13 protein-coding genes and 1 pseudogene are annotated in these 21976 nt (G+C 73.0%); 2 read left to right on the top strand and 12 right to left on the bottom strand.

Annotated elements, in window-relative coordinates; genetic code table 11:
• Nucleotides 1–230: 230 nt before the first annotated feature.
• From ACMA1D_RS00775 to ACMA1D_RS00785, 3 genes are all read right to left on the bottom strand, one after another.
• Nucleotides 231–1148: an inositol monophosphatase family protein gene (locus tag ACMA1D_RS00775; RefSeq protein WP_414721855.1), complete on the bottom strand. Its 918-nt coding sequence runs from the start codon at nt 1146–1148 to the stop codon at nt 231–233.
• 35 nt (nt 1149–1183) lie between these two features.
• A complete protein-coding gene (locus ACMA1D_RS00780) occupies nt 1184–1432 on the bottom strand; it encodes a hypothetical protein (RefSeq protein WP_414721856.1) in 249 nt (82 codons plus the stop codon).
• Between the two features lie 88 nt (nt 1433–1520).
• Nucleotides 1521–4538 carry an AfsR/SARP family transcriptional regulator gene (locus tag ACMA1D_RS00785; protein ID WP_414721857.1) on the bottom strand — a complete coding sequence of 1006 codons (3018 nt, stop codon included), beginning with the start codon at nt 4536–4538 and terminating at the stop codon, nt 1521–1523.
• A 366-nt stretch (nt 4539–4904) separates the two neighbouring features.
• On the opposite strand from ACMA1D_RS00785, the gene ACMA1D_RS00790 reads away from it, so the two are divergent.
• The gene (locus ACMA1D_RS00790; protein ID WP_414721858.1) at nt 4905–6506 is read left to right on the top strand and encodes an MFS transporter; all 1602 of its coding nucleotides are present in this window, start codon (nt 4905–4907) and stop codon (nt 6504–6506) included.
• On the opposite strand, the gene ACMA1D_RS00795 is transcribed toward ACMA1D_RS00790, so the two are convergent.
• The 9 genes and pseudogenes from ACMA1D_RS00795 to ACMA1D_RS00835 form a co-directional block, all read right to left on the bottom strand.
• On the bottom strand, nt 6442–7299 hold the full coding sequence (locus tag ACMA1D_RS00795) for a DUF3626 domain-containing protein (RefSeq protein WP_414721859.1): 858 nt from the start codon (nt 7297–7299) through the stop codon (nt 6442–6444). The genes ACMA1D_RS00790 and ACMA1D_RS00795 overlap by 65 nt on opposite strands.
• A gap of 622 nt (nt 7300–7921) precedes the next feature.
• The gene (locus ACMA1D_RS00800; RefSeq protein ID WP_414721860.1) at nt 7922–9196 is read right to left on the bottom strand and encodes a mannosyltransferase family protein; all 1275 of its coding nucleotides are present in this window, start codon (nt 9194–9196) and stop codon (nt 7922–7924) included.
• A 167-nt stretch (nt 9197–9363) separates the two neighbouring features.
• A complete protein-coding gene (locus ACMA1D_RS00805) occupies nt 9364–9870 on the bottom strand; it encodes a hypothetical protein (protein WP_414721861.1) in 507 nt (168 codons plus the stop codon).
• Nucleotides 9863–10390 (bottom strand): SigE family RNA polymerase sigma factor, encoded by a 528-nt coding sequence (locus tag ACMA1D_RS00810; RefSeq protein WP_414721862.1) that lies wholly within the window; start codon nt 10388–10390, stop codon nt 9863–9865. The genes ACMA1D_RS00805 and ACMA1D_RS00810 overlap by 8 nt, the downstream gene beginning before the upstream one ends.
• Nucleotides 10391–11015: 625 nt before the next feature.
• Nucleotides 11016–11984, bottom strand: a pseudogene (gene sbnA, locus ACMA1D_RS00815) (2,3-diaminopropionate biosynthesis protein SbnA); the annotation flags it as partial.
• A gap of 314 nt (nt 11985–12298) precedes the next feature.
• Complete coding sequence (locus ACMA1D_RS00820; RefSeq protein WP_414721863.1) at nt 12299–13306, bottom strand: TauD/TfdA family dioxygenase; 1008 nt, start codon at nt 13304–13306, stop codon at nt 12299–12301.
• A 46-nt stretch (nt 13307–13352) separates the two neighbouring features.
• The gene (locus ACMA1D_RS00825) at nt 13353–16622 is read right to left on the bottom strand and encodes a non-ribosomal peptide synthetase (protein ID WP_414721864.1); all 3270 of its coding nucleotides are present in this window, start codon (nt 16620–16622) and stop codon (nt 13353–13355) included.
• Nucleotides 16623–16759: 137 nt separating this feature from the next.
• Complete coding sequence (locus ACMA1D_RS00830; RefSeq protein WP_414721865.1) at nt 16760–19294, bottom strand: Pls/PosA family non-ribosomal peptide synthetase; 2535 nt, start codon at nt 19292–19294, stop codon at nt 16760–16762.
• A 1350-nt stretch (nt 19295–20644) separates the two neighbouring features.
• The gene (locus tag ACMA1D_RS00835) at nt 20645–21187 is read right to left on the bottom strand and encodes a GNAT family N-acetyltransferase (RefSeq protein ID WP_414721866.1); all 543 of its coding nucleotides are present in this window, start codon (nt 21185–21187) and stop codon (nt 20645–20647) included.
• 111 nt (nt 21188–21298) lie between these two features.
• On the opposite strand from ACMA1D_RS00835, the gene ACMA1D_RS00840 reads away from it, so the two are divergent.
• Nucleotides 21299–21883 carry a GNAT family N-acetyltransferase gene (locus tag ACMA1D_RS00840; RefSeq protein ID WP_414721867.1) on the top strand — a complete coding sequence of 195 codons (585 nt, stop codon included), beginning with the start codon at nt 21299–21301 and terminating at the stop codon, nt 21881–21883.
• Nucleotides 21884–21976: the final 93 nt, after the last annotated feature.

The following is a 21976-nucleotide window of genomic DNA, read 5'->3' on the forward strand; positions in this document are numbered from 1 at the left end:
TGCGCGATCCGTACGGCACCACCCACACGCCGCGCGGCGTTCCCCGCGCCCCCGTGTCTCAGCAACTCCCCGTACACCGTTGGCAAAACGGGGAGTTGGGCATCGGGACACCCGCCGTTCTCGTTCGGCCGCCCGACGCCGTTCCGCCGCGCAGCCCGGTTCGGCCGCGCGTCCCCGCCGGGCCGCGCGCACCGCACGGACCGGTGCGGGCAGGCCCGCCGGGCGGGAGGCTAACCCGCGTTGCCGACCATCGACAGCAGCGCCTGGTGGGTTACGGCGTCGGCCGCGACCAGCAGCCCGCGCCCCGCCTCGCCGACCGGCGCGCCGTCGAGGTCGGTGACGGTGCAACCCGCCGCCCGACACAGGGCGATGCCGGCCGCGAAGTGCACGCTCGCGGAGAGGTCGCCGCCGTCGGTCACGTACGCGGCCCGCTTGCCCGCCGCGACCCAGGCGAGCGCCAGCGACGTGGACAGCACCCGGGGCCGGAACCTGGCCCCGAAGTCGGGGCGGGCCAACAGTTCGACCGCCCGGAACCGCGGCGCGCTCGGGAACGGTGGATCGAGGTTGACGTCCACCAACCCCGAAGCAGCCGACGGCACCAGCGGCGCGTCACCACCGGTACCCCGCCGCACCCAGGCGCCCGCCCCGTCGGTGTGGAAGACCTCGTCGCCGAAGGGGTCGGCCACCGCCGCCACCCCACCGGCCAGCGCCACGTTGACGCAGACCGTCAGGGTGCCGACGGCGTAGTTCAACGTCCCGCACAACGGGTCGACCAGCCACTGCCGACGGGCCCCCGCCGCCCCCTGCTGCCCGCCCTCCTCGCCGAGCACGGCGTCCGCGGGCCGCGCCGCCCGGAGCACGCCGAGGATCGCCTGCTCGGCCGCCACGTCCGCCTCGGTGGCGAAGTCCCCACCGCCCTTGTCGAACCGTTCGAGCTGCGTCCCGTACAACCGCCGCACCACATCGGCCCCGGCCAACGCCGCGGCGACGGCCACGGCCGCGTCGTCGTCCGTACGGGCGCCCGCGCCGAGGCCGGCACCCGGGCTGGTACCGGGGATGGTCACTGGGTCGATACCGGGGTTGCTCCCGACCTTGGCGCTGGCTGTCACGTCGACTGCACCGTCGGATGGCGTGGTTGTGTTGATCATGGGCGCAGGCTAGCGGGGCGGCCGGTCGACCGGCGTCAGGCACAGGACTTCCGGTGCTCCAGATGGGGCAGGAGGGCTGCCCAGTCGCTGGTGCTCACGCTCAAGGGGTTGTCGCGGCACAACTCGCGGTAGACGCGGTCGGTGTCGAGGCTGATGAAGGAGGTCCATTCCCGATTGCTCTGTGTGCCGAGGCTCCGGTGCACGGCGATGGACGATCGCGCGTGGGGGAGGAACTCGACGGTGTCGACGTCTTGTTCAGGGTGGCGATGCTCGGGGTGTGCCATGCGCGGTTGGACGGTACGGAGCGGGGCGCAGCCCGCGTTCGCTGTCGGGCCCCGCCCCACGGCCGGTGTCGGTCCCGCCCCACGGCCGTCACCCGCCCGGCGTTCCCCGGACCTCCGGCACCTCGCCCGCTCCCCGCGCGCGCGACGGCTCGCCCGGCCCGCCGGCCGCCCGGCCCAGCGTGCGGGTCTTGGCGAGGGCGCGGGCCAGGTGGAGGCGGGCGGTGGGGTGGTCGCCGTGGAGGCGGGCCGCGTGGCCGAGGCCGGTCTCGGCGCGGATCTCGCCGCGGGTGTAGGAGCGTTCGGTGGAGACGGCCAGCGCCCGCCCGTACAGGTCCGTGGCCCGTTCGGGGTGACCGCCGGCGAGCGCGAGGCCGCCGAGGCGGGTCAGCGTCTCCACCACCTCGGTCCACAGACCGAGTTCCTCGGCCATCAGCAGACCGTCGTGGTGCAGCCGCTCCGCCCGCGTTCGGTCCCCGGCGCCCTCGGCCGCCAGAGCCAGGGCGCGGGCGGCACGTAGCTGGCCCCAGCGGTCGCCGATCTCGTGGAACAGAGCGGCACCCAACTCGGCCGCGAGGGCGCCGTGCGCCGGCGCCCGGGTGGCGAGCTCGACCAGGGCCACGGCCTCGCCCCAACCGTCCCCCGCGGCGCGGGCCCCGGCGAGGGCCGCGCTCACCAGTCGGTGCCCCGCGCGCTGCCGGCCGCGGCCGGTCAGAGCGCTGCCGACGAACCACTGCAACCGGGCCCGCAGCGCCGGGTCGTCGAGCCCCACCGTCGGGTCACCGGCCACCGGCTGGCCGGGCGCGCCGGCCGGTGCGGTGCGCAGCTCCACTCCGGCCAGCCAGGCGCGGGCCGTCCAGGACCCGATCGACGAGGCGTCACCGCCGGCAGCCAGCGCGGACCTGAACGCCCTGCGGGCCTCGGTGAGCCGGCCGCGCAGGAACCAGTACCAGGCCAGTGAGTTCACCAGGCGAACGGCGTCTCCTGAGGCGGGACCCGCGACCGCCAGTTCCAGCGCGCGCCGCAGATTGACCGTCTCCGCGTCCAGCGAATCGAGGCAGCGCCGCTGGTTCGGGCCGCGGAGCCGGGCGTCGTCCGCTGCGGCGAGCTCGACGTAGCAGCGTACGAACCGGGCGCGTACGACCGCCGTCTCGCCCGCCTCCGCGAGTCGTTCGACGCCGTAAGCGGCCACCGACTCCAGGAGGCGGAACCGCCCGGCGACGCACGTCACCAGCGAACGGTCGACCAGGTGGGCCAGGAGCTCGGGCACCTGCTCGGCCGGCAGTTCGGCGTCTGCGCAGACCGCCTGGGCCGAGGCCAGGGTGCAGCCGTCGGCATGCACCGCGAGCCGGCGCAGCACGGCCCGTTCGGCCGGCGGCAGGAGCTGCCAGCTCCAGTCCAGCATCGCGCGCAGCGTCTGCTGGCGGGCGGGCAACCCGCGCGCCCGCACCTCGGACGGGGCGAACCTGCCGCCCCGCACCGCGGGTGTGGTGAACCTGTCGCGCAACTGGTCGGCCAGGGCGTCCGGGGGCAGCGTGCGCAGCCGGGGGGCCACGAGTTCCAGCGCCAGCGGAATGCCGTCGAGCCGGCGGCAGATGGTGGTGATCGCCCGCGCGTTCGCCGCGTCGAGGACGAAGCCGGGCACCGCCGCAGCCGCCCGCGCCACGAACAACTCGACCGCGCCCGACCGGACCAGCACGTCCGGATCGGGGTGCGCCCCGTCCTGCGGCAGGGCCAGCGGCGGCACCGGGTGCAGCACCTCGCCCGGGATGCCCACCGCCACCTGGCTGGTCACCAGCGCCTGCGCCCGGGGCGCGGCGGCCAGCAGCGCACCGGCGAGCACGGCGACCGGGTCCACCAGGTGCTCGCAGTTGTCAAGCAACACCAGCAGGTGCTTGTCGGCCACCGCCCGCCCGAGCCAACCCACCAGGTCGTTCAGGTCGGGTTCGGTGGCGGCGGTGTCGCACAGGCCGAGTGTCGTGATGACCCGTTCGGCCAGGTCGTCCGGGGTCGAGCCGGCGCCGAGCCCGGCCAGCTCGACCCACCACACCCCGTCGGCGAACCGCTCGGCCAGGGCGTGCGCGGCGGCGATCGCCAGCCGTGTCTTGCCGACCCCGCCGAGGCCGACCAGGGTGACCAGCCGGGCGCCGTCGGGCGCCGTCAACTGCGCCCGCACCCGGGCGAGTGCGGAGTGCCGGCCGACCAGCGGGGTCAGCGGCGCGGGCAGGTTGGTCCGGTGGGGGCCGGACTGGCCGTACGGGCTCGACGGACCGGCCTGGCCCGACGGGCTTGACGGGCCGGCGGGGCGGGAGGAGCCGGGCCGGTCCGGCCGGCCTGATGGCGCGGTGCCCGTCGGCGGCGCCAGGTGCGCGTCCTGTCGCAGGATCGCCTCGTGGAGCGAGCGCACGGCCGGTCCCGGCGACACCCCCAGCTCGTCCGCCAGGTGTCGGCGCAGTTCGTGGAAGCCGCGCAGCGCGTCGGGCTGGCGACCGGAGCGGTAGAGCGCGCGCATATGGGCCGCGCGCAGCCGCTCGCGAAGCGGGTGACTGGCCACCACAGGGCCCAACTCGTCTGCCAGCGCCGCGTGTTCGCCCAGTGAAAGACGTACCTCGGCCTGCTCTTCGAGTACGGTCAGCCGCAGCTCTTCCAGCCGGGTGATCTCGCCGCGGGCGAACAGCGCACCGGCGACGTCGGCGTAGGCCGGGCCCCGCCACAGGGCCAGCGCCTCGGCGAACAGGGCGCCGCTGACCGCCGGCTCCTGCCGGGTACGGGCCTGGGTGGCCAGCTCCTGGAAACGCATCGCATCGACGGTTCCGGCCGCTCCGGCAGCCCCGCCCGGCAGGACCAGTCGGTAGCCCGCGGGTTCCCGTACCACCTGCTCCCGGCCCAGGGCCCGGCGGAGTTGGGAGACCTTGGTGTGCAGTGTGTTGGCCGCCCCGGCCGGTGGCCGGCCGGCCCACAGGTCGTCGATGAGGCGGTCCGCCGACACCGGTCCGCCGCCGTGTACGAGCAGGTTCGCCAGCAGCGCGCGGACCTTCACGCCGGGCACCTTGACCGGCCGCCCCGCGGCGTCCCAGACGGCCAGCGGTCCGAGTACCCCGTAGCGCATGGTCACGAGCCTAACGTCAGCCGACCGTCAGTCGACCGTCAGGAATGCGTGCGGACCGGTTCGCACAGTGAACTCCCACCCGCTCTCCGAACCGCAACGCAGGGAAGCACCATGCACCCACCACGGGACAGCGCCACCCCACCCCCACATCCCGAGCAACCCGAGGCAGCGCCGGCCCCGCCCGGGCAACCCGAGGCAGCCCCCACCTCGCCCCCGCCCCCGCAGCCCGAGCAGTCCGAGCGACCCGGGCAGTCCGCATCAGCAGCCCCGCCGCCCCGACCAACCGCCTCGCCGTCCCCGTCAACCAAGCCGCAAAATCCACCAACTACCCGAGTTTCCAAGGCAGTTGACACGTCTTTCCCGAAGGTGTCACCGGCCCGCGCCGCCGGGCCCCGGAAGGCCGCCGGCCCCCGGGAGTGGGGCGGGCTCGCGGTTCTCTCCCTGCCCACCGTGCTGCTCGGCCTCGACGTCACCGTGCTCTACCTCGCCCTCCCCTCGCTCGCCGACGACCTGCACCCCAGCGGCACCGAAGAGCTGTGGATCATGGATGCGTACGGCTTCCTCATCGCTGGCTTCCTCATCACCATGGGCACGCTGGGGGACCGGGTGGGCCGTCGCAAGCTGTTGCTGATCGGGGCCACCGCCTTCGCGGTCGTCTCGGTGGTGGCCGCATACGCCGACAGCGCCGGCATGCTGATCGCCGCTCGCGCCGCGCTGGGTGTCGCCGGCGCCACGCTGATGCCCTCCACGCTGGCCCTGATCAGCAACATGTTCGCCGTCCAGCGCCAACGTTCGCTGGCCATCGGGCTGTGGGCGACCAGCTTCGCGCTCGGCATGGCGCTCGGGCCGGTGATCGGCGGCGTGCTCCTGGACCACTTCTGGTGGGGGTCGGCGTTCCTCCTCGCGGTGCCCGTCGCCCTCGTCCTCCTGGTGGCCGCGCCGCTGCTGGTCCCCGAGTACCGGGCCCCGCACGGTGGTCCCCTTGACCCGTACAGCGTGCTGCTGTCGCTGGGCGCGATCCTGCCACTGGTGTACGCGGTCAAGCGGGTCGCGGCGGACGGGCCCGGCGCCCCCACCCTGTTCGCCGTCGCCGCGGGTTTGCTGTGCGCGACGCTGTTCGTCCGCCGTCAGCGCCGGCTGGCCAGCCCGCTCCTTGACGTACGGCTGTTCGCGAACCGGACGTTCAGCGCCGCACTGGGGGTGCTGCTGGTCGGGCTGGTCGGTGTCGGCGGCGCGATGCTGCTGATCACGCAGCAACTCCAGTTCGTGGTGGGGCTCTCGCCCGTGGCCGCAGGACTGTGGATGGGGCCACCGGCGCTGATGATGTTCCTGGCCGCGATCGGATCGCCGCTGGTAGCGCGGCGGGTGCCGCCCGGCATCGTGGTGGCGCTCGCCCTGGCGCTGGCCACGGTCGGGTACGTGCTGCTCGCCAGGGTCGGCACCGCCGACGGGACGGCTCCGATCGTGATCGGCTTCGCCCTGGTCTACCTGGGGCTCGGGGCGATCGCCGCGCTCGGCACTGACCTGGTGGTGGGGGCCGCGCCGGCGGAACAGGCGGGTTCGGCGTCGGCGATGTCGGAAACCGTCCAGGAACTCGGCCTCGCGCTGGGTGTGGCGACCCTGGGCAGCCTGGCCACCGCCGTCTACCGGGACCGCGTCGCGGACGCGATCCCGGCCGGGACGCCGAGCGGGGCGGCCGACGCGGCGCGCGAGAGCCTGGCCGGGGCGTCCGCGTCGGCGCGGCACTTCCCGGCCGGCTGGCTCGACCAGACGAAGGAGGCCGCGACCGCCGGGTTGAACCTCGCCATGCTGGTCGCCGCGGCGGCCAGCCTGCTGCTCACGCTGTTGTCCGCGCTGGTCCTGCGGCACGTGGGCGTCATCGGGGCCGACCCGCCGGAGGCCGTTACCGGGCCGGTTGACCCACCACCGGCGACCCGAACCGGGCCAGGTAGTGCCACACCCTCTTGACCGCCTGCGGGTCATGCCGGTCGGTGCGGGCGGCGTCCCCGATGATGCGCGGGGTGAGGGCCCCGTCGACGGCGATCCGGCTGCCCAGGTCGACGTACTCCGGGCCGCGGTAGTCGGGGTGCCGGCGCAGCTCCTCCACCGTCAGGCGCAGGCCCGTGTGCCATTCGACGGGGCAGCCGAGGAGTCGGGCCGCGGCCTCCACGTCCGTGCCGCGGTACGAGGGGTCGAGCACCAGTGCCTCCGCGTGCTCCCGTGGCCGTACCGGACCGTGCACGTGCGCCTCGACGTAGTCGTCCAGCGCGTCCTGGTCGTCGGCGAGCGCGAGTTCGACCAGGCCCATCAGGGACGCGGTGCCGAAGTCGGCGGGTTCGAGATGGCTGTCCGGGTAGCAGAACGTGGTCCGCGCCAGGGTGTCGGCCGTCAGCCGGAAGTACGCGGAGCCGAACCGCGGGGCCCCGCCGACCGGCTTGCGGCGGAAGTCGAGCGCTCCGTAGACGGGCCGCTCCGCCGCCGGCGCCCGGTCGTACGCGCCGGCGAAGATCCGGCTCTCCCAGCGCCACCGGTCCCCGCCGGGGTGGGCGGTCAACCCGCCGTTGCTGGTGCCGGTGACGAACTGCGAGGAGTACACACCCTGCTCGGCCATGGCAGCCAGGACGGGCCGGCCGCCGTGCAACCGGTCCGGGTGGAAGTTCAAGGTCACCCGCAGCGTCGGGTCGACCGGTGGACCCGAGGCCAGCTCCGTCACGTGGCGAAGGGCCTGTTCTTGTGCTGTCGGGGCGGCTGCGCTGCTCATGCGGGCAGTTTGACGCACACCGGTCGGCCACGGCCCGGGAATTTCCCCGCCGGCGACCCGGGACAAGGCGCCGGGTGCGCCAGGCGTCCGGCCGGGCCGTGGCCCGCTCGCCCGGCGGGCAGCACGGGCCCCGGGCATCCCGAACATGGCTGCCGGGGTGGTCAAGTTCCGTGTACGCGAAGCTGGTTGGCGCGGCCCGGCGGGCTCAGCGGCCCGGTGCGCGCGGTGGTACGAGAACGGCGGGGCGGGCCTTGCGGTACGAGGCGGCCGGGCAACCACGCCGTACACCTCCCCCGTCGCTCCCGTTACGGATTTCACACCCGCGCCCCGAACCGATCCACGAACCGGACCGGGCCCCCGGGCCCCACCCGCCACCCCCACGAACCGACCGAGGCCCCCGCCCACGCGCACCCCACCCACCGCCCCACGGCACCGGCCCTCCCCGGCTCGCCACCAGGCGGAGCACCTTCCGGTCCACCGCTGAGTGAGCCCCACCCTGGCCCGCCGCCGGGCGAAGCACCCCCAGCTCACCGCTGGGTGAGATCCGCCCCGGCCCGCCGGGCGAAGCACCTCCAACCCACCCCCAGATGAGCCCCACCCCAGCCCACCGCCAGGTGCCGCCCTACCCGGCCCACCGTCCGGTGAGGAACGTGAGGGCGAAGACGGTGCTGAGGGGGCCGACGAGACACAGGTAGGCGGTGGTGAAGCGGCGGCTGCGCAGGCTCCAGGCGGCCAGGGTGACCCACAGCGGCCACCACAACAGGGTGGCGCGGGGGAGCGACATGTACCAGTACGAGGTGCCGAGGGCCCACAGGTTGAGCGCCAGGTAGCTGGCCTCGGGCCAGTGGCGGCGCGCCAGCAGCCAGCCGAGTAGCACCACGCCGACCACCATGGCGACCAGTTCGGCCCGGAACATGAAGGCGTAGCCGGTGGGGTGCGCCCCCGAGAACGCGGCGTGCCAGGTGTTGCCCCAGGCTTCCCAGGGCGGGTGGAAGGTGCGGTACCAGCCGCGCTCCTGGGCGTGCTGCCACGCCATCCAGTCACCGGTGTGCGCGTACAGGTACCAAGCGTAGAGCGCGGCCGGCAGCGCCGGCAGCGCCAGCCACGGCAGCGGGCGCCACCAGCCGCGGGCCCGGGCCGCCAGGGCGAACTGCACGGCGATGGCGGCGGCGAGGAACAGCCCGCTGATCCGTACGGTGGTGGCCAGTGCGGCCAAGGCGGCGGCCAGCGGCCAGCGGCCACGGCGGGCGGCCAGCCAGGCGGGCAGCGCGAACGCCAGGAAGAGCGCCTCGCTGTAGCCCACGGAAAGGAAGACCGCACACGGCGAGAGCAGCAGGAACAGCACCGCACGGCGGCCCGCGTCCGGGTGCGGCAGATACGAGTCGGCGACCCGCGCCAGGGCCAGCACCGCGACGGCGCCGGCGACCAGGGAGACCAGCAACCCGGCCGCGGCCCAACTCGGAACCACCCCGTGCACGGCGCGCAGCAGCAGCGGAAAGCCGGGGAAGAACGCCTCCCGGTTGTCCCACCCGTCCGTCGTGGGCCCGGCCGATCCGGGGAAGTAGCCGTCCCGCGCCACGTGCAGGAAGTGGCCCCAGTCCCAGCGCTGGAAGGGGGCGAGCACGGAGCCGGCGTTGTGTGCGCGGGAGTCGGCGGGGAACAGCCACCTGGCGCCGTACGCGGTCGTCCACACACCCACCCGGGTCAGCAGGTAGAGCCACAGCACCTCGCGGTCGGAGGCGCTGATCCGGTGCCGTAACCCGGCGCACCGGGCCGGCCACCCGCGCCGGGTGGGCCCTGGCACCCGCGTGCCGCGCGGTTCCCCAACATGCGGAGCCGAAGCGGAGGGTGGGGCGGCCGGCGCGGCGGTGGTCGGGAGGACGGGGAAGGTGGTCATGGGGCGCTCTCAAGGCTGGGCGAAGGCGTGCGGAACCACCCCGCGGCCCCGGACGGGCGGGCCACGGGGTTGTACGGACGTTGGGTGGGGGGCGGCGTACGGGCGGCGTACGGGCCGGGTGTGGGAATGGGGGAGCGGAGGGTGTACCAGGGGAGGCGCGGGGCGACTCAGCTCGGGGCGTCGGTGGCGCGGCCGGCCGGTGCGTACGTCTCGGTCGAGATGCCCGCGGGGGCCGTCGTCCCGGACGCGTCCGTGGTGTGCGGCGGGCCGCCCGCCTCGGTGGCGCCGTCCGTGCCCCGCCCCGGCGGCTCGGTCCCGGGCTCGCCGCCCCGCACCCCGTCCGTCGCACCCTGGGTCGGCCGGTGCGGGACGTCGTGCGTCGCGGGTGGTGAGGTGGGCGGGGGCGAGGCGGTGGGTGCGGGGGCCGGTCCGGGGGACGGTGGGCTGGTGGCCGGCGCGGCCGGGCTGCCGGTGGTCGGCAGCAGCGCCGCGCTGGCCGCGGTGCCCGCGCCCACGACGAGGCAGGCCAGCACGGCCAGCCCCGCCACGCGCCGGCGGTGCGCGCGCCTGCCGCACGCGGTGACCTGAGCGGCCGGCGCGATCCGGGCTCGTGCCCGGCCGGCCGCTGCTGCCTGCTGGAAGAGGGTCCGCAACGGATCGTCGGGCTCATGCACCGGGGGCCTCCTTGACGCTCGGGTCCTGTAGGTGGTGAGCGAGTGCGGCCCGGCCGCGTACCAGGTGGGTCTTGACGGTGCTCGCGGACATCCCCGTCTCCCGGGCGATCTGCTCGACGGTCAGGTCGCACAGGTAGTGCAGGGTGATGCTCCGGCGCTGTTGTGCCGGCAGCTCGCGCACCGCGTCCACCAGCACCACCGACTCCGGACTCGGCCCGTCGACCTGCGGCGGCGGACCGCTGTGCCGCCGCCAGGCGTCGGCCGACCGCCGCCGCACCCGCCAGCGGCTGACCGCGAGGCGCCAGGCGACGGTACGGATCCACGCCTCGGGCTGGCCCGCACGGTCGAGCTGCCGCCGCCGGCCCCACCCCTTGACGAACGCCTCCTGGACGACGTCCTCCGCCTCGTGGAGGTCGCCGAGCATCACGTACAACTGCCCCGTGAGCCGAGCCACCGCCTGGGTGTAGAACTCTTCGAACTCCTCGACGGTCAACAGCCACTCCCGGGTCTCTCGCTTCACCGGGCATACGCCTGCCGAGGGACGTTCGGTCGACACCGCACACGAATGAACTACGTGACGGTCATCACTGAACCACAGGAGTGGTGGGGGAGGGGAGCGGGGAGGGGTAGCTGCCGTCCGCGCACCCCCTGCCCCTACGGCCCGCGCCCCTCCCGCCACGGGCCCACCCATGCCGTACGGCGGCCCACCCATGTCGTACGACAGCCGATCCACGCCATGTGACGGCCCGCCCTCCCACACCGCGGAGGCAGCCGATCCATGCCGTACGACAGGCCATCCCCGTCGAACGACGGCGGGCCCACACCGTGTGGATGCGGGCTCGCACCGCGCGACGGCCGACCCGCCCCGCCCCGTACGGCAGCGGGTCCCGCGCCCGCCCCGAAGGGTGCGCGGGACCCGCCGTGCCAAGGTGTTCCTAGCGCGCCCGGAACTCGCAGCGGTCGCCGCCGAGATCGCCCGCCAGATCGGCGGCGAGCGCGCCGTCAGCCAGTCGGCCGCTGCCGGCGCTGCCCACCCGGCCGCTGCCCGCGGCGGCGCCGCCCACCCCGCCGTTGCCCAACACGGCCGGGTGGAGCGGGTCCGGGCCGAGCGGCTCGGTCTCCATCGCCTTCGCGTCGACCACGTCGGCGCCCAGCACGTCAGCCCCGAGCACGTCAGCGCCGTACACCTCGTGCAGCCACTGCGGGTGGTAGAGCGTCTCCAGATAGCGTTCGCCGAGGTCGGGCGAGATGGCCACCGCCGTCAAGCCGTGCGCGTCGTGCTGGTCGAGCCAGCTCGCCGCGCCGCTGACCACGGTGCCGGTGGAGCCACCGAACAGGAAGCCGCGGCGGGCCAGCCGGTGGCAGGCGCGTACCGTGTCGGGCTCCTCCACGAGCACCACGTCATCCACGTACGACTCGTTGAGCAGCGCCGGGCGGACGCTGGTGCCAAGGCCCGGGATCATCCGCCGGCCGGGTTCGCCGCCGAAGGTCACCGAGCCCACGCTGTCCACCGCCACCACCCGCACCTTCCGCTGCGACTCCCGGAAGTAGCGCGCGCAGCCCATCAGCGTCCCGGTGGTGCCGGCGCCGACGAAGAGCACGTCAAGGCCCGGGAACTGGCGGGCGATGGCCGGCCCCGTGGTGCGGAAGTGCGCCTTCCAGTTGTCCGCGTTGGCGTACTGGTTCAGCCATACGTACCGGTCGTCGGCGGCACACAGCGCCTGGACGTAGGCGATGCGCGCGCCGAGCAGGCCGTTGCTGCTGGCGGGCTCGGCGATGACGTGCACCCGGCAGCCGAGGGCCTCCATGATGCGCCGTGCCGACAGGTTGCAGCGGGCGTCGGTCACGCACACGAAGTCGTAGCCCTTGCTCGCCGCGATCAGGCTCAGCGCCACGCCCAGGTTCCCCGACGAGGACTCGACCAGGACCGATCCCGGCCTGAGGTCGCCCGCCCACTCGGCGGCCTCCACCATCGACAGCGCCGCCTTGAGCTTGATCGAACCGGCGAAGTTGAAGCCCTCGCACTTGAGGAAGAGCGAGTGCCCGACGATCGACTGGAGGTCGACGTACAACTCCTCCTCGTTGAAGTCGACCGGAGCGGAGATCACCGGCATGCCGCCCCCTCCGTCCGCAGGTCAGCCCGCGGCTTCGTGCGCACTTTCGTGCGCGGTCCTGTGCGCGGGGCCGTCCGCGCGCCCCTCCGATGGGCCGCCTGCCGGGCCGTCCGCTGATGTGCTCCCGTCGGGTCAGCCATGGCGGTACAGCCAGGGTGCGGGGCCGGCGCCGGCGTCCAGCGGACCGGTCCTGACCGCCGCCACGTCGCGGCCGTGTCTGGTGGATCGGCTGGGGCCGTTAGGCCCGGTGCGTCCGGTGGGACCGGTAAGCCCGGTGAGACCGATGGGCCGTGCCGTACGCGCAGGCTCGACGCTCACGTGGCGCTCACCTCGATCGTGGGGGAGCAGGCCGAAAGCCGCACCGGGTCCGCCATCGCCACGAGCACCTCGCGCGGCCCGTCGAAGGGCGCCCGGCTGTGTGCGGTGCGGATGTTGTCCACCACCAGGAGGTCTCCGGCCTGCCACGGCTCCTGAAGGGTGTGTGCCTCGTACACGCTGTTCAACCGCTCGACGACGTCGGGGCCCAGCGGTTCCCCGTTGCCGTAGCAGGTGTTGAAGGGCAGCCCGTCCGCGCCGTACACGTCCACCAGGTACTCGCGGACCTCGGGTTCGATCGTCCACTCGTTGAGGAAGGCGACCTGGTTGAACCAGCAGCGCTGGCCGGTGACCGGGTGGCGCACCACGGCGCTGCGGCGCTGGCGGGTGCGGAGCGTGCCGTCCGGCAGCCACTGGTACGCGATGGCGTTGGCCCGGCAGTACTCCTCGACCGTCGCCCGGTCGTCGGTGCCGAACGCCTCGGCCACCGAAGCGCCGATCTCGTCGTTGTAGTTGCGGGTGAGCAACCAACCCTGTCGCTCGAAGCGCTTGACCAGCTTCCTGGGCAGCGCGTCCAACACGGTCGGCGCGTCGGCCACGCCGGTCACCCCGCCGGCGGCGGGCGCCGTCAGGCAGGCGAACAGCATCAGACCGGGGAACTCCAGGGTGTAGCTGAGCTCCTGGTGCATGCACATGGGCTGGTTCTGCGGCCACTTCGACGAGGAGTACACCCCCTCGCTGTGGGGCGTGCGGGGCGCGAAGCCCTCCTTCTCGGCGCCCATCAGCCGGTCCGCTAGGGCCCGGAAGGCGTCCCCGGCGCCGGCCGCGTCGTGCAGGCCGAGGCCCCGGACCAGCAGGGCGCCGTGCTCGGCGACGACGGCGCGCAGGGCGTCCCGACGGCCGGCCACCCAGCTCGCCGGGTCGGCACAGGAGTCGATCCGCAACACCGGCGGACTGCCCGGCCGTAGCGTCACGTCCAGCAGTGGCGCCGCAGGGTGTGATGGCATGTCAGTACCCCTCTCTCTTCTTCTCGTCGCTTCACTCGTCGTCGCTTCACTCGGGCCCGGGCGCGTCCAGCGTGTCGAGCACGGCGCGTGCCGCATCGGCCGGACGGGTGCGCGGGAAGTAGTGCCCGCCGTCGGTGAGCCGGTGGAGTTCGACCCGGTCGGCCAGCAGCCGCCAGTCGTCGACCTGCCCGGCCGCCTGCGCGGTGATCGGGTCGTCATCGGCCACCACCACCGACAGCGGGGCGGCCAGCTTGGGCGCGGGCGGCTGCTCCAGCAGTCCGGCGAAGTACGCGTGCGCGCTCACGCAGTCGTGCCGGTAGGCGGCGCCGATGTGCTCGCCCTGCTCCGCCGCCAGATCGGCCAGCGCCCCGTAACCGCTGTCCTGCCCCAGCTCCTTGGCCAGTTGGGCATCGCTGCGCAGCCCCAACTCGCTGATAGCAGAACGCCGTTCGGATGCCGTGCCGAGCAGTTGGGCGCCCACGAAGACCCGGTGGACCGGCACCCCGCGGCCCTCAAGGCCGCGGGCCGTCGCCACGGCGAACGCGGCACCCGACGAGTGGCCCCACAGCAGGACGCGGGTGGCCGCGCGCCGGGTGAGTTCGGTGATGACCTGCTCGACCACCGCGTCGAGCGGCGCGAACGGCGCCCGGTCGGCGGCCAGGTCGTGCCCGGGCAACTCCACCGCACTGACCGCGAGCCCACCGGCCCGCAGCGCGCCCGCCATCGGCTGGAAGTTGACCGCGTTGCCACCGGCGTACGGGAAACAGACCAGCAGCCCGGTACGCGTACCGGCCGGCTCCCCGAGCGGGTGCAGCAACCCGCGGCGGCGCTGGGCCCGCCCGTCGACCAGGGCCGCCAGGTCGGCGAGGACCGGCTGACCGGTGAGGTCGTTGAGGGAGACCGCCCGGTCCAGTGCGATGGCCAGCTTCACCGCCGACAGCGAGGTGCCGCCGAGTTCGAAGAAGTGGTCCGATCTGCCGATCCGCTCCACCGGCACGCCCAGCACCTTCGCCCACGCCGCCGCCAGCCGCCGCTCGGTCGGCGTGCCGGGCGCGCGGTGGCCGCCGTCGCCCCCGTCCCCGCCGTCGGCCGGGTCGCGCTCGGCGACCTGTGCCGTCAGCGCCTTCTTGTCCACCTTGCCGTTGGCGGTCAGCGGCAACTGCTCGCGCCACAGGAAGGCGGTGGGGACCATGTACGGCGGCAGCGCCGAGCCGAGCCTCTCGCGCAACTCGTCCGCCGCCACCTCCCGCGGCCCGGTGCACACCGCCACCAGGTGTTCGGCCTGTCCGCCCCGCCCGGCCACCACCACGGCACAGTCCCGCACCCCGGGCACCCGCAGGAGCGCGCTCTCGATGTCACCGATCTCGATCCGAAAGCCGCGGATCTTGATCTGGGCGTCCCGCCGACCGAGGAAGTCCAGCTTTCCGCCGGGCAGCCAGCGGCCGAAGTCGCCTGCCCGGTAGAGGCGTTGGCCCGGGCGGTGCGGGTCAACGCCGAAGGCGATCCGGGTGCGCTCCGGATCGTTGAGGTACCCGCGGCCGACGCACACCCCGGAGAAGACGATCTCGCCCGGCGCCCCCAGCGGCACCGGCGCCAGCCGCTCGTCCACCACGTACACGTGCACGTTGTTCACGCACGGCCCCAGCGGCACCCGGTCGCCCTCCGGTGCCCGCTCCATCACCTCGTGGTTGGTGTCATCCGAGGTCTCCGTCAGGCCGTACGCGTTGACCAGCTTGATCCCCGGCTGTGCCGCGAACCAGCGGTGTGCCAGCTCCGGCTTCAGCGCCTCCCCGGTGACCGAGACGCACCGCAGGTCGGGCAGCGGACGGGGGTGGCGCTCCAGGTGCGAGAGGACGGCCTCCAGATAGGAGGGCACCACCTGGAGGACCGTGACGCGACCGGAGACGACCGTCTCGACGAACCGCTCCACGTCCAGCACCACCTGCTGCTCGACCAGGTGGGTCCGCCCGCCCACGAGCAGCGCCGAGACCAGTTGCCACAGCGAGATGTCGAAGCACTGCGGCGCGGTCTGCGCGACCACCTGCCCGGTGTCGATCCCCAAGTCGGTGATCTTGGCGTACAGGTGGTTGAGCATCCCCGCGTGCTCACACATCGCCCCCTTGGGCTCACCGGTGGAACCGGAGGTGAAGTAGACGTACGCGAGTTGGTCGGCGTCGACCGCGATCCCCAGGTCGTGCTCCGCGTGCCCCTCCAGGTACGCCGCCTCGACGTCGAGCACCCGCAGCCCGGGCAGCGCCTCCGCCGGTTGGTCGAGCGCGGCGCTGCCGGGGCCGGTCAGCGCCAGGGTGCAGCGGGCGCGGCCGAGCATGGCGATGATCCGGTCGGCCGGGAAGTGCGGCTCGACGGGCAGGTAGACCCCGCCCGCCTTGAAGACCGCGAGGACGGCGGCCATCCAGTCCAGGTCCCGTTCGGTGACCACCGCGACCACGTCCTCCCGGCCGAGGCCGCGCGCCAGCAGGGCCCGGCCCAGCCGGTTGGCGCGGGCGTTCAGCTCGCGGTAGGTCCACCGCCGGTCGCCCTGCACGGCCGCGACCGCCTCCGGGTGGGCCCGTACCCGCTCCTCGAACAGCTCGTGGAACCTGCGGTCGGGCAGCTCCCTTTCCGGCCCGGCGAGCCCGGCGAGCTGGAACCGCAGCTCGGCGGCGGACAGCAGGCTCTGCCCCGCGTGCTCGGCCGCCGGCCCCGCCGCGAGGTGCGCGAGCGCCGCCTCGTGGTAGCCGGCGACCCGCACGGCGTACGCCTCGTCCAGTACGTCGGTCCGGTAGTGCAGTCGCAGCGTCAGCCGCTGCCCCGCCCGGTGCGCCGCCACCCGCAGCACGGTGGCGTCGGGCAGCTCGCCGGAGGCGCCCCACGGGTCGAGCTCGGTCTCGAACAGGGCCTGCTCCAGGCCCTGTTCGGCCGTCACCGCGGTCAGTGCCGCGGCCCGGTGCGCCGCCACCTCGGTCGCCGCCCCGTCGGCCTCGGCCACCAGCGCGCGCCAGGACGGTGGCGCGGTGTTCACCCGGCAGGGCAGTGCGGGCCCACCCGGCGCGGCCCGGTATCCGGTGCTCACCTCCTGCTCGCCGGAGAGCGCCGCGAGCACCTTGGCGTGCGCGGCCAGCAGCACCGCGGCCCACGGCACTCCCAGTTCGCCGGCGCTCCGCTGCACCGCGCCCGCCAGTTCGTCCGGGATCGCCACCTCCAACTCGGCGACGCCCGGCGCCGGTTCGGTACTCCACCGCGGGATGGCGGTGAACCCGCCGGCGGCGAGCACCTTCCGCCAGAACTCACGGTCGTCGTCCGTCACTTCACTCATCGCGTCACTCATCGAGCCTCCCCTGCTCGCCCCTGCCCTGCCGCCGCCACCCGCCGGCCGCGTGCGGACGGCGGTGCGACGCTGGTACGGATCGCGCGGGCCCGAGACCGGCCCCGCAGCGGATGTGTGCGGTGCGCTCACCGCGGTGCGCTCTCGGCGACGGCCACACCGTCGGCCGCCGGCCGCTGCGCCAGCACCTGCCGGCCGGCGGACGCCGCGAGGGCGGCGGCGGGGCCGGTGCGGGGCGCCACCTGCTGCGGACCACCGCGCAGCTCGGCGGCCGGATTGCCGCCCCACTTGGCGCCCCTGGGCACGTCCTCGCCCTTCATCAGGAAGGAGTCGGCGGCCAGCGTTGCGCCGTCGCCCATGGTCACGCCGTAGTGGACCAGTGCCCCGACCCCCACCGTGCAGCCGGCGCCCACCGAGCTGTGGTCGGACTTGAACGTGCCGTCCTCCTGCGAGTGGCACTGGATGGCACAGCCGATGTTGAGCGTGCAGTCGTCCCCGATGCTGGCGAGGGTGCGTTCCGACAGGTCACAGCCGTCGTCGAAGACCCGGCGCCCGATCCGCACCCCGAGCAGCCGCCACAGCAGGTTCTTGAACGGGGTCCCGTTGAGCACCTGGAGATGGGCGTACGGCACCTTCCACAGCCGCTCGTGGTGCCAGAAGTACGGGTCGTAGATGGAGCACACCTTCGGCTGGAGCGGCTTGAAGCGCGTCATGCAGCGCTCCACCAGGACGTAGTACAGGGCCGTGAACACCATCATGGAGAGCATCAGCACCACCTCCATCAACTGCCCCACCGCGTCGTAGCGGCCGACGGTCGCCAGGCCGAGCAGGGTGATGACGAACAAGTGCAGCCACCGGATGGCCAGGACCACGCCCATCGTGCGGAGGTTGTAGCGGTTCTTCGCGGACAGGCTGCGCCGCAGCCCGTCCCCGGTGCGCAGGTGGTCAAAGCGGGTGTCGCGCTCCACCGTCCGCGGGATCTCGAAGCTGGGCGAGCCGAGCAGCCCCGTCCCCTCCCGCACCGGTCCGTCCAGCGGCACCATCACCTTCGTCGCGAGCAGACAGTTCTCGCCGGTCCGGCCGCCGGGCGGGTACGCGATGTGGTTGCCGAGGAAGCTGGACTTCCCGATCGAGGTGCGGCCGAGCCGGAAGGAGGTGGCGGAGACCTCGGAATTGATCACCGAGAGCCCGTCGGCGACCATCGTGCCGCTGCCGACGGAGCTCAGGAACGGGTTCTCCTGCTGCACCCCGACCCCGAAGTTCGAACCCGTCTGCTCGACCCTGGACAGGTCGTACCCGAGCGCCTGGAGATAGTGCACGATGTACGAGCTGTCGCCGAAGAGCCACAGGTAGAACTTGGCGTTCGTCATCCGCTCGATGGTCCGGTGCAGCGAGTAGTGGAAGCCGTACAGCGGATAGACCCGGCCGGTGCGCAGCGGCAGGTTCAGCAGCCGCGGCACGGTGAACAGCAGGATCGGGCCGAGCACGAGGAGCCCGGCGAACAGGACGAGCGAGAGGATGAGCCCCTCCGCGTAGAACGCCGCCGACGTCACCGCCTCCGGGCCCGTGTCGTGTGCACCGGCCAGCGTCCGCGCCCGGCCCAGCAGCCACTCCGTGACCGCCATCCCCAGCGGCACCGCCACCAGGCACGCCTTGAGCGGCCCGCCCATGCCGTAGGCGAGGCGGCGCAGCGTGCCGCACCGGACCGCCTCGACGGTCACGTAGTCGACGTCGGTGCGCTGCGCCGGCGAGCCGTGCCAGTGCTGGCCGCTGGGCACGGCCGTGCCGCTGTGCAACGCGGAGGCGTGCCCGAGCTGCGCGCCGTCCCCGATCGACGTACGGATGTCGAGCACGGTGCGCTCGCCGATGAACACGTCCCGACCGATGGTGACCGGTCCAGTCTGGATCTGTCCGGCGTGCGCCCGGTAGCAGAGCAGGAACGCTTCCTTGCGGATCACGGTGCCGGCGCCGATCGTGAGCAGATCGGCACAGACCGGAACCCGCCGGGAGAGGATCGTGACGTGCTTGCCGACCTTCGCGCCCAGCGCCCGCAGGTAGAGCACGTACACCGGGCTGCCGACGAACAGCGCCATCGGGCTGGTGAGGACGAGCGCCTTGACCACCCAGAAGCGCAGGTAGGTCAGGCCCCAGATGGGGAATTCACGGGCGGTCCAGCGGCCGATCAGCAGCCATTTGGCGACGATCGGCAGCGCGCAGAGGCCGGCGAAGTTGGCGCACCCGAAGACCACGGCCCGCTCGTAGCTCTCGACCGGGCCGGAGGCCCCGGACACCCACCGGTAGCCCCGCAGCAGGACGAGCGTCACCAGGTAGGAGTAGCCGAGGAAGAAGACCAGTTGGAGCGCCCCGCACAGCACGAAGCGCGCGGTGCTGCCCGGCGTGGGCGCCGCCTGCGGAGGCGGTGTCGGCGGGGCCGCGGGAGCGGGCGCGAGCGCCGCGAGCTCCTTCGCCAGGCCGCGGATGGTCGGGTTCTTGTAGATGTCCTTCATCGACGCAGAGGGAAGATCGGGCCGCTTCCTGACGCGCGCACAGAAGTGCGCCATCACCAGCGAGTCCGCACCGAGATCGTCGAAGAAGTGGCTGTCGAGCGGCACGTGATCGGTGTGCACGACCTCGGCCAGCAACTCGGCGAAGACCTCGGCCAATTCATTCTCAGGCCCCGCACAATCCTGTGCGTTTCCTGTGCCTTCCGCCGCATCACCGCTCGCTGATTGAGCAGGTTCTCGCGCCACATGAACTCCCTGAGAGTCAGACGCCACTGACTGGTGGCACAACGCAGTACGTGAAGCCGCATCGCTCTTCCGCGCCTTCACCCGGTGAGATCAAAAAGCCCACGGCGTAACGCCGAGCGCGGGTGGTCGGGGATCTTCCGCAACTCGTCACGGCACCCGGAACTGGCCTACCAACACGCACGCTGACCTCGTGTTTTTGCGCCCCCAGATCCTCTTGTGATCCTTTATCCGGCGCTACCGGTTCCGTTCCACAGGGGAGCCGGTGACCGGGTGGTCCGCCGAAACGTCCGCATCCTCGGAAGTGGCTGCGATGCACATTGCGCTATGCCCGGAAAACCCCTTTCCGGACGTCGGGATGATCGCCTTCCGGGGCTCAACAATGCAGGTCGCGGGGGTGCCAAAGAGCACCGCTGCCGGACCGGGGGCGAACGTGGCCGTACGGGACCACGCTCCAATTCCCCTCCGCGAGCCAGAACCATAAAGCACCGTTGAGGCGCCGGCAAGGTGTCGCTTTGCTGGCCAATGGCTTAACTAGCCACGGTGCAGATGACTTAGTCATTTGCGAGGGAACGGATACTCAAGTGTGCGACTTTCGCATGAGATCCGCGAACATGCTTCGTTCTATCCCATGCCATGCCCCGGCGGTATAGCTGGCGCAGTTAAGGCGCCGGGCGAAGCGCGCAGCGGTGGCGGACGGGGACGCCGCCAATCCCGGTTGCCGACGTGACGATTCGGCCCAATGGAATCGGAATGCGATATACCGTACCGCGAAACCCGCAGGTCGCAGCCGACGCACCGGCACCGCACGCCAGCGCCGCCACGGCCGGCGGCCAGGGGCGTTGCATGCATTTAGCAGTCATATCCACTGCATCAGCCCTTTGCGTTGGAAAGCGCCTCGAATAGAGATAGCGGAGGGTACGGCCATACAGCATGGTCACGTTATGGTCAGGGTCCCGGAGCCAAGTTCGTCGCCCTTATCTTGCGAGACCGAAAATAGGGGGGATGGGTTCCCTTCTTCGTGCACCGATCGCACAACGGGCAGAGGTCGCACCCAATGCACCGATATGACCTGGGGTTTGGGGTCAAAGGGAACCCATGGGCGGAAGTGACGTCTCGGGCGGGAGGGCCGCCGAGGGCCGGAGGGGGCGGGGGTGAGCGGCGGGAGATTCGCGGGAGGCGTTGGGTTGGTGCGTCGCTAGCCGGCGCGTTGGCGTGTCGGTAAGTCGGCGTGTCGGCGTGTCGGCGCGTTGGCGCGTTGGTGGGCTAACCCTGTGCGTCCGGCTGCCACTCGTGCGCGAGGAGGCCGAGCAGTACCTGGTTCATGAACGTGCCCATCACCCAGGCCGAGGAGCGCAACTCTCCTTCGCGGACGAAACCGTTGCGCTCGGCGGCGCGCAGCATCGCGACGTTGTCGGACAACGTCTCGACCTGGAGCCGCTGGAGCCCGCGCACGACGAAGCCGTAGTGGCAGAGCACCGACACCACATCAGTGCTGTACCCCTTGCCGCGGGCGGCCGGCAGCAACCCGAGCCCGACGTGGGCCGACCGGTTGTGGACGTCGATCCCCCACAGCGCCGCCGTACCCACCAGCGCGCCGCCGTCCAACTCGACCACGGAGAAGTGGTTGACGTGCGGGTTGGTGTCATCCACCACGAACTGCCCGTTGGCCGATCCCGGCGCGATCGGCCGCCACGGCGTCCCCAGGGCCCGCGCCTGCCCGGGCACGTCCTCGTACAACTCCGCGTACAGAACCGGAATGTCCTCGTCGTGCCGGGCCCTCAGCCCGACCCTACCGCCGCTCAGCATGGGCGATGTCTATCCGCTCGGGCCGCGAACGGGCAATCGAATATGCGATGTGGAAGGGGCGGGGCGGCGCGGGGGTCCGATGGGCAGTGTCCCCGAAGCTACGGTGCGGCCATGACCAACGAATCTCTCACCGGCCGTACCGTCCGCCTCATCCCGCTCTCCGTCGACCACGCGGAAGCGCTGTTCCCCTCCGCATCGGACCCCGACGTCTGGCGCTGGATGCCGCGGCCCCGTCCCGAGTCCCTGGCGGAGATGCGGACGATGATCGGCCAGTTCCTGACGGACCCGGCCCGCAGGTGCTTCGCGGTCCAGCGGCTGACCGGCCAGGAGGTGATCGGATCGACCAGCCTGTACGAGCTCGACCTCGGGGAGGGCCGCGCGGAGGTCGGCGCGACCTGGTTCGACCGCTCGTGTTGGGGCGGCCCCTACAACGCCGAGTCCAAGCTGCTGCTGTTCGGCCACGCCTTCGGCGACCTCGGCCTCTCCCGCATCGCCTTGCGCACCGACAACCTCAACGTACGCTCCCAACGGGCGCTGGCGCGGCTCGGCCTGGTCTATGAGGGAACGCTGCGCAGCCACATGGTGCGCCAGGACGGCACGCGCCGCGACTCGCTGTACTACAGCCTGCTGGCGAGCGAGTGGCCCGCCGTACGCGACGAACTGATCGCCCGGGTGACGGCGAAGACCGCCGGCTGAACCTATCGGCTGGGCATCCGGCCCCCGCCCTGCATATCCAACTCCCTTTCTGCGCAAGCGGATTCACTGCATTCCGATAGCCGCGATAAGGGC

Source organism: Streptomyces sp. 796.1 (assembly GCF_047525675.1).
In the GTDB taxonomy this organism is placed as follows: Bacteria; Actinomycetota; Actinomycetes; order Streptomycetales; family Streptomycetaceae; genus Streptomyces.

What these genes read in the sequence shown, in the direction of transcription:
- ACMA1D_RS00775 (WP_414721855.1), bottom strand. Translation starts at nt 1,148, where the DNA reads ATGATCAACACAACCACGCCATCCGACGGTGCAGTCGACGTGACAGCC.
- ACMA1D_RS00780 (WP_414721856.1), bottom strand. Translation starts at nt 1,432, where the DNA reads ATGGCACACCCCGAGCATCGCCACCCTGAACAAGACGTCGACACCGTC.
- ACMA1D_RS00785 (WP_414721857.1), bottom strand. Translation starts at nt 4,538, where the DNA reads ATGCGCTACGGGGTACTCGGACCGCTGGCCGTCTGGGACGCCGCGGGG.
- ACMA1D_RS00795 (WP_414721859.1), bottom strand. Translation starts at nt 7,299, where the DNA reads ATGAGCAGCGCAGCCGCCCCGACAGCACAAGAACAGGCCCTTCGCCAC.
- ACMA1D_RS00800 (WP_414721860.1), bottom strand. Translation starts at nt 9,196, where the DNA reads ATGACCACCTTCCCCGTCCTCCCGACCACCGCCGCGCCGGCCGCCCCA.
- ACMA1D_RS00820 (WP_414721863.1), bottom strand. Translation starts at nt 13,306, where the DNA reads ATGCCATCACACCCTGCGGCGCCACTGCTGGACGTGACGCTACGGCCG.
- ACMA1D_RS00825 (WP_414721864.1), bottom strand. Translation starts at nt 16,622, where the DNA reads ATGAGTGAAGTGACGGACGACGACCGTGAGTTCTGGCGGAAGGTGCTC.
- ACMA1D_RS00835 (WP_414721866.1), bottom strand. Translation starts at nt 21,187, where the DNA reads ATGCTGAGCGGCGGTAGGGTCGGGCTGAGGGCCCGGCACGACGAGGAC.
- ACMA1D_RS00840 (WP_414721867.1), top strand. Translation starts at nt 21,299, where the DNA reads ATGACCAACGAATCTCTCACCGGCCGTACCGTCCGCCTCATCCCGCTC.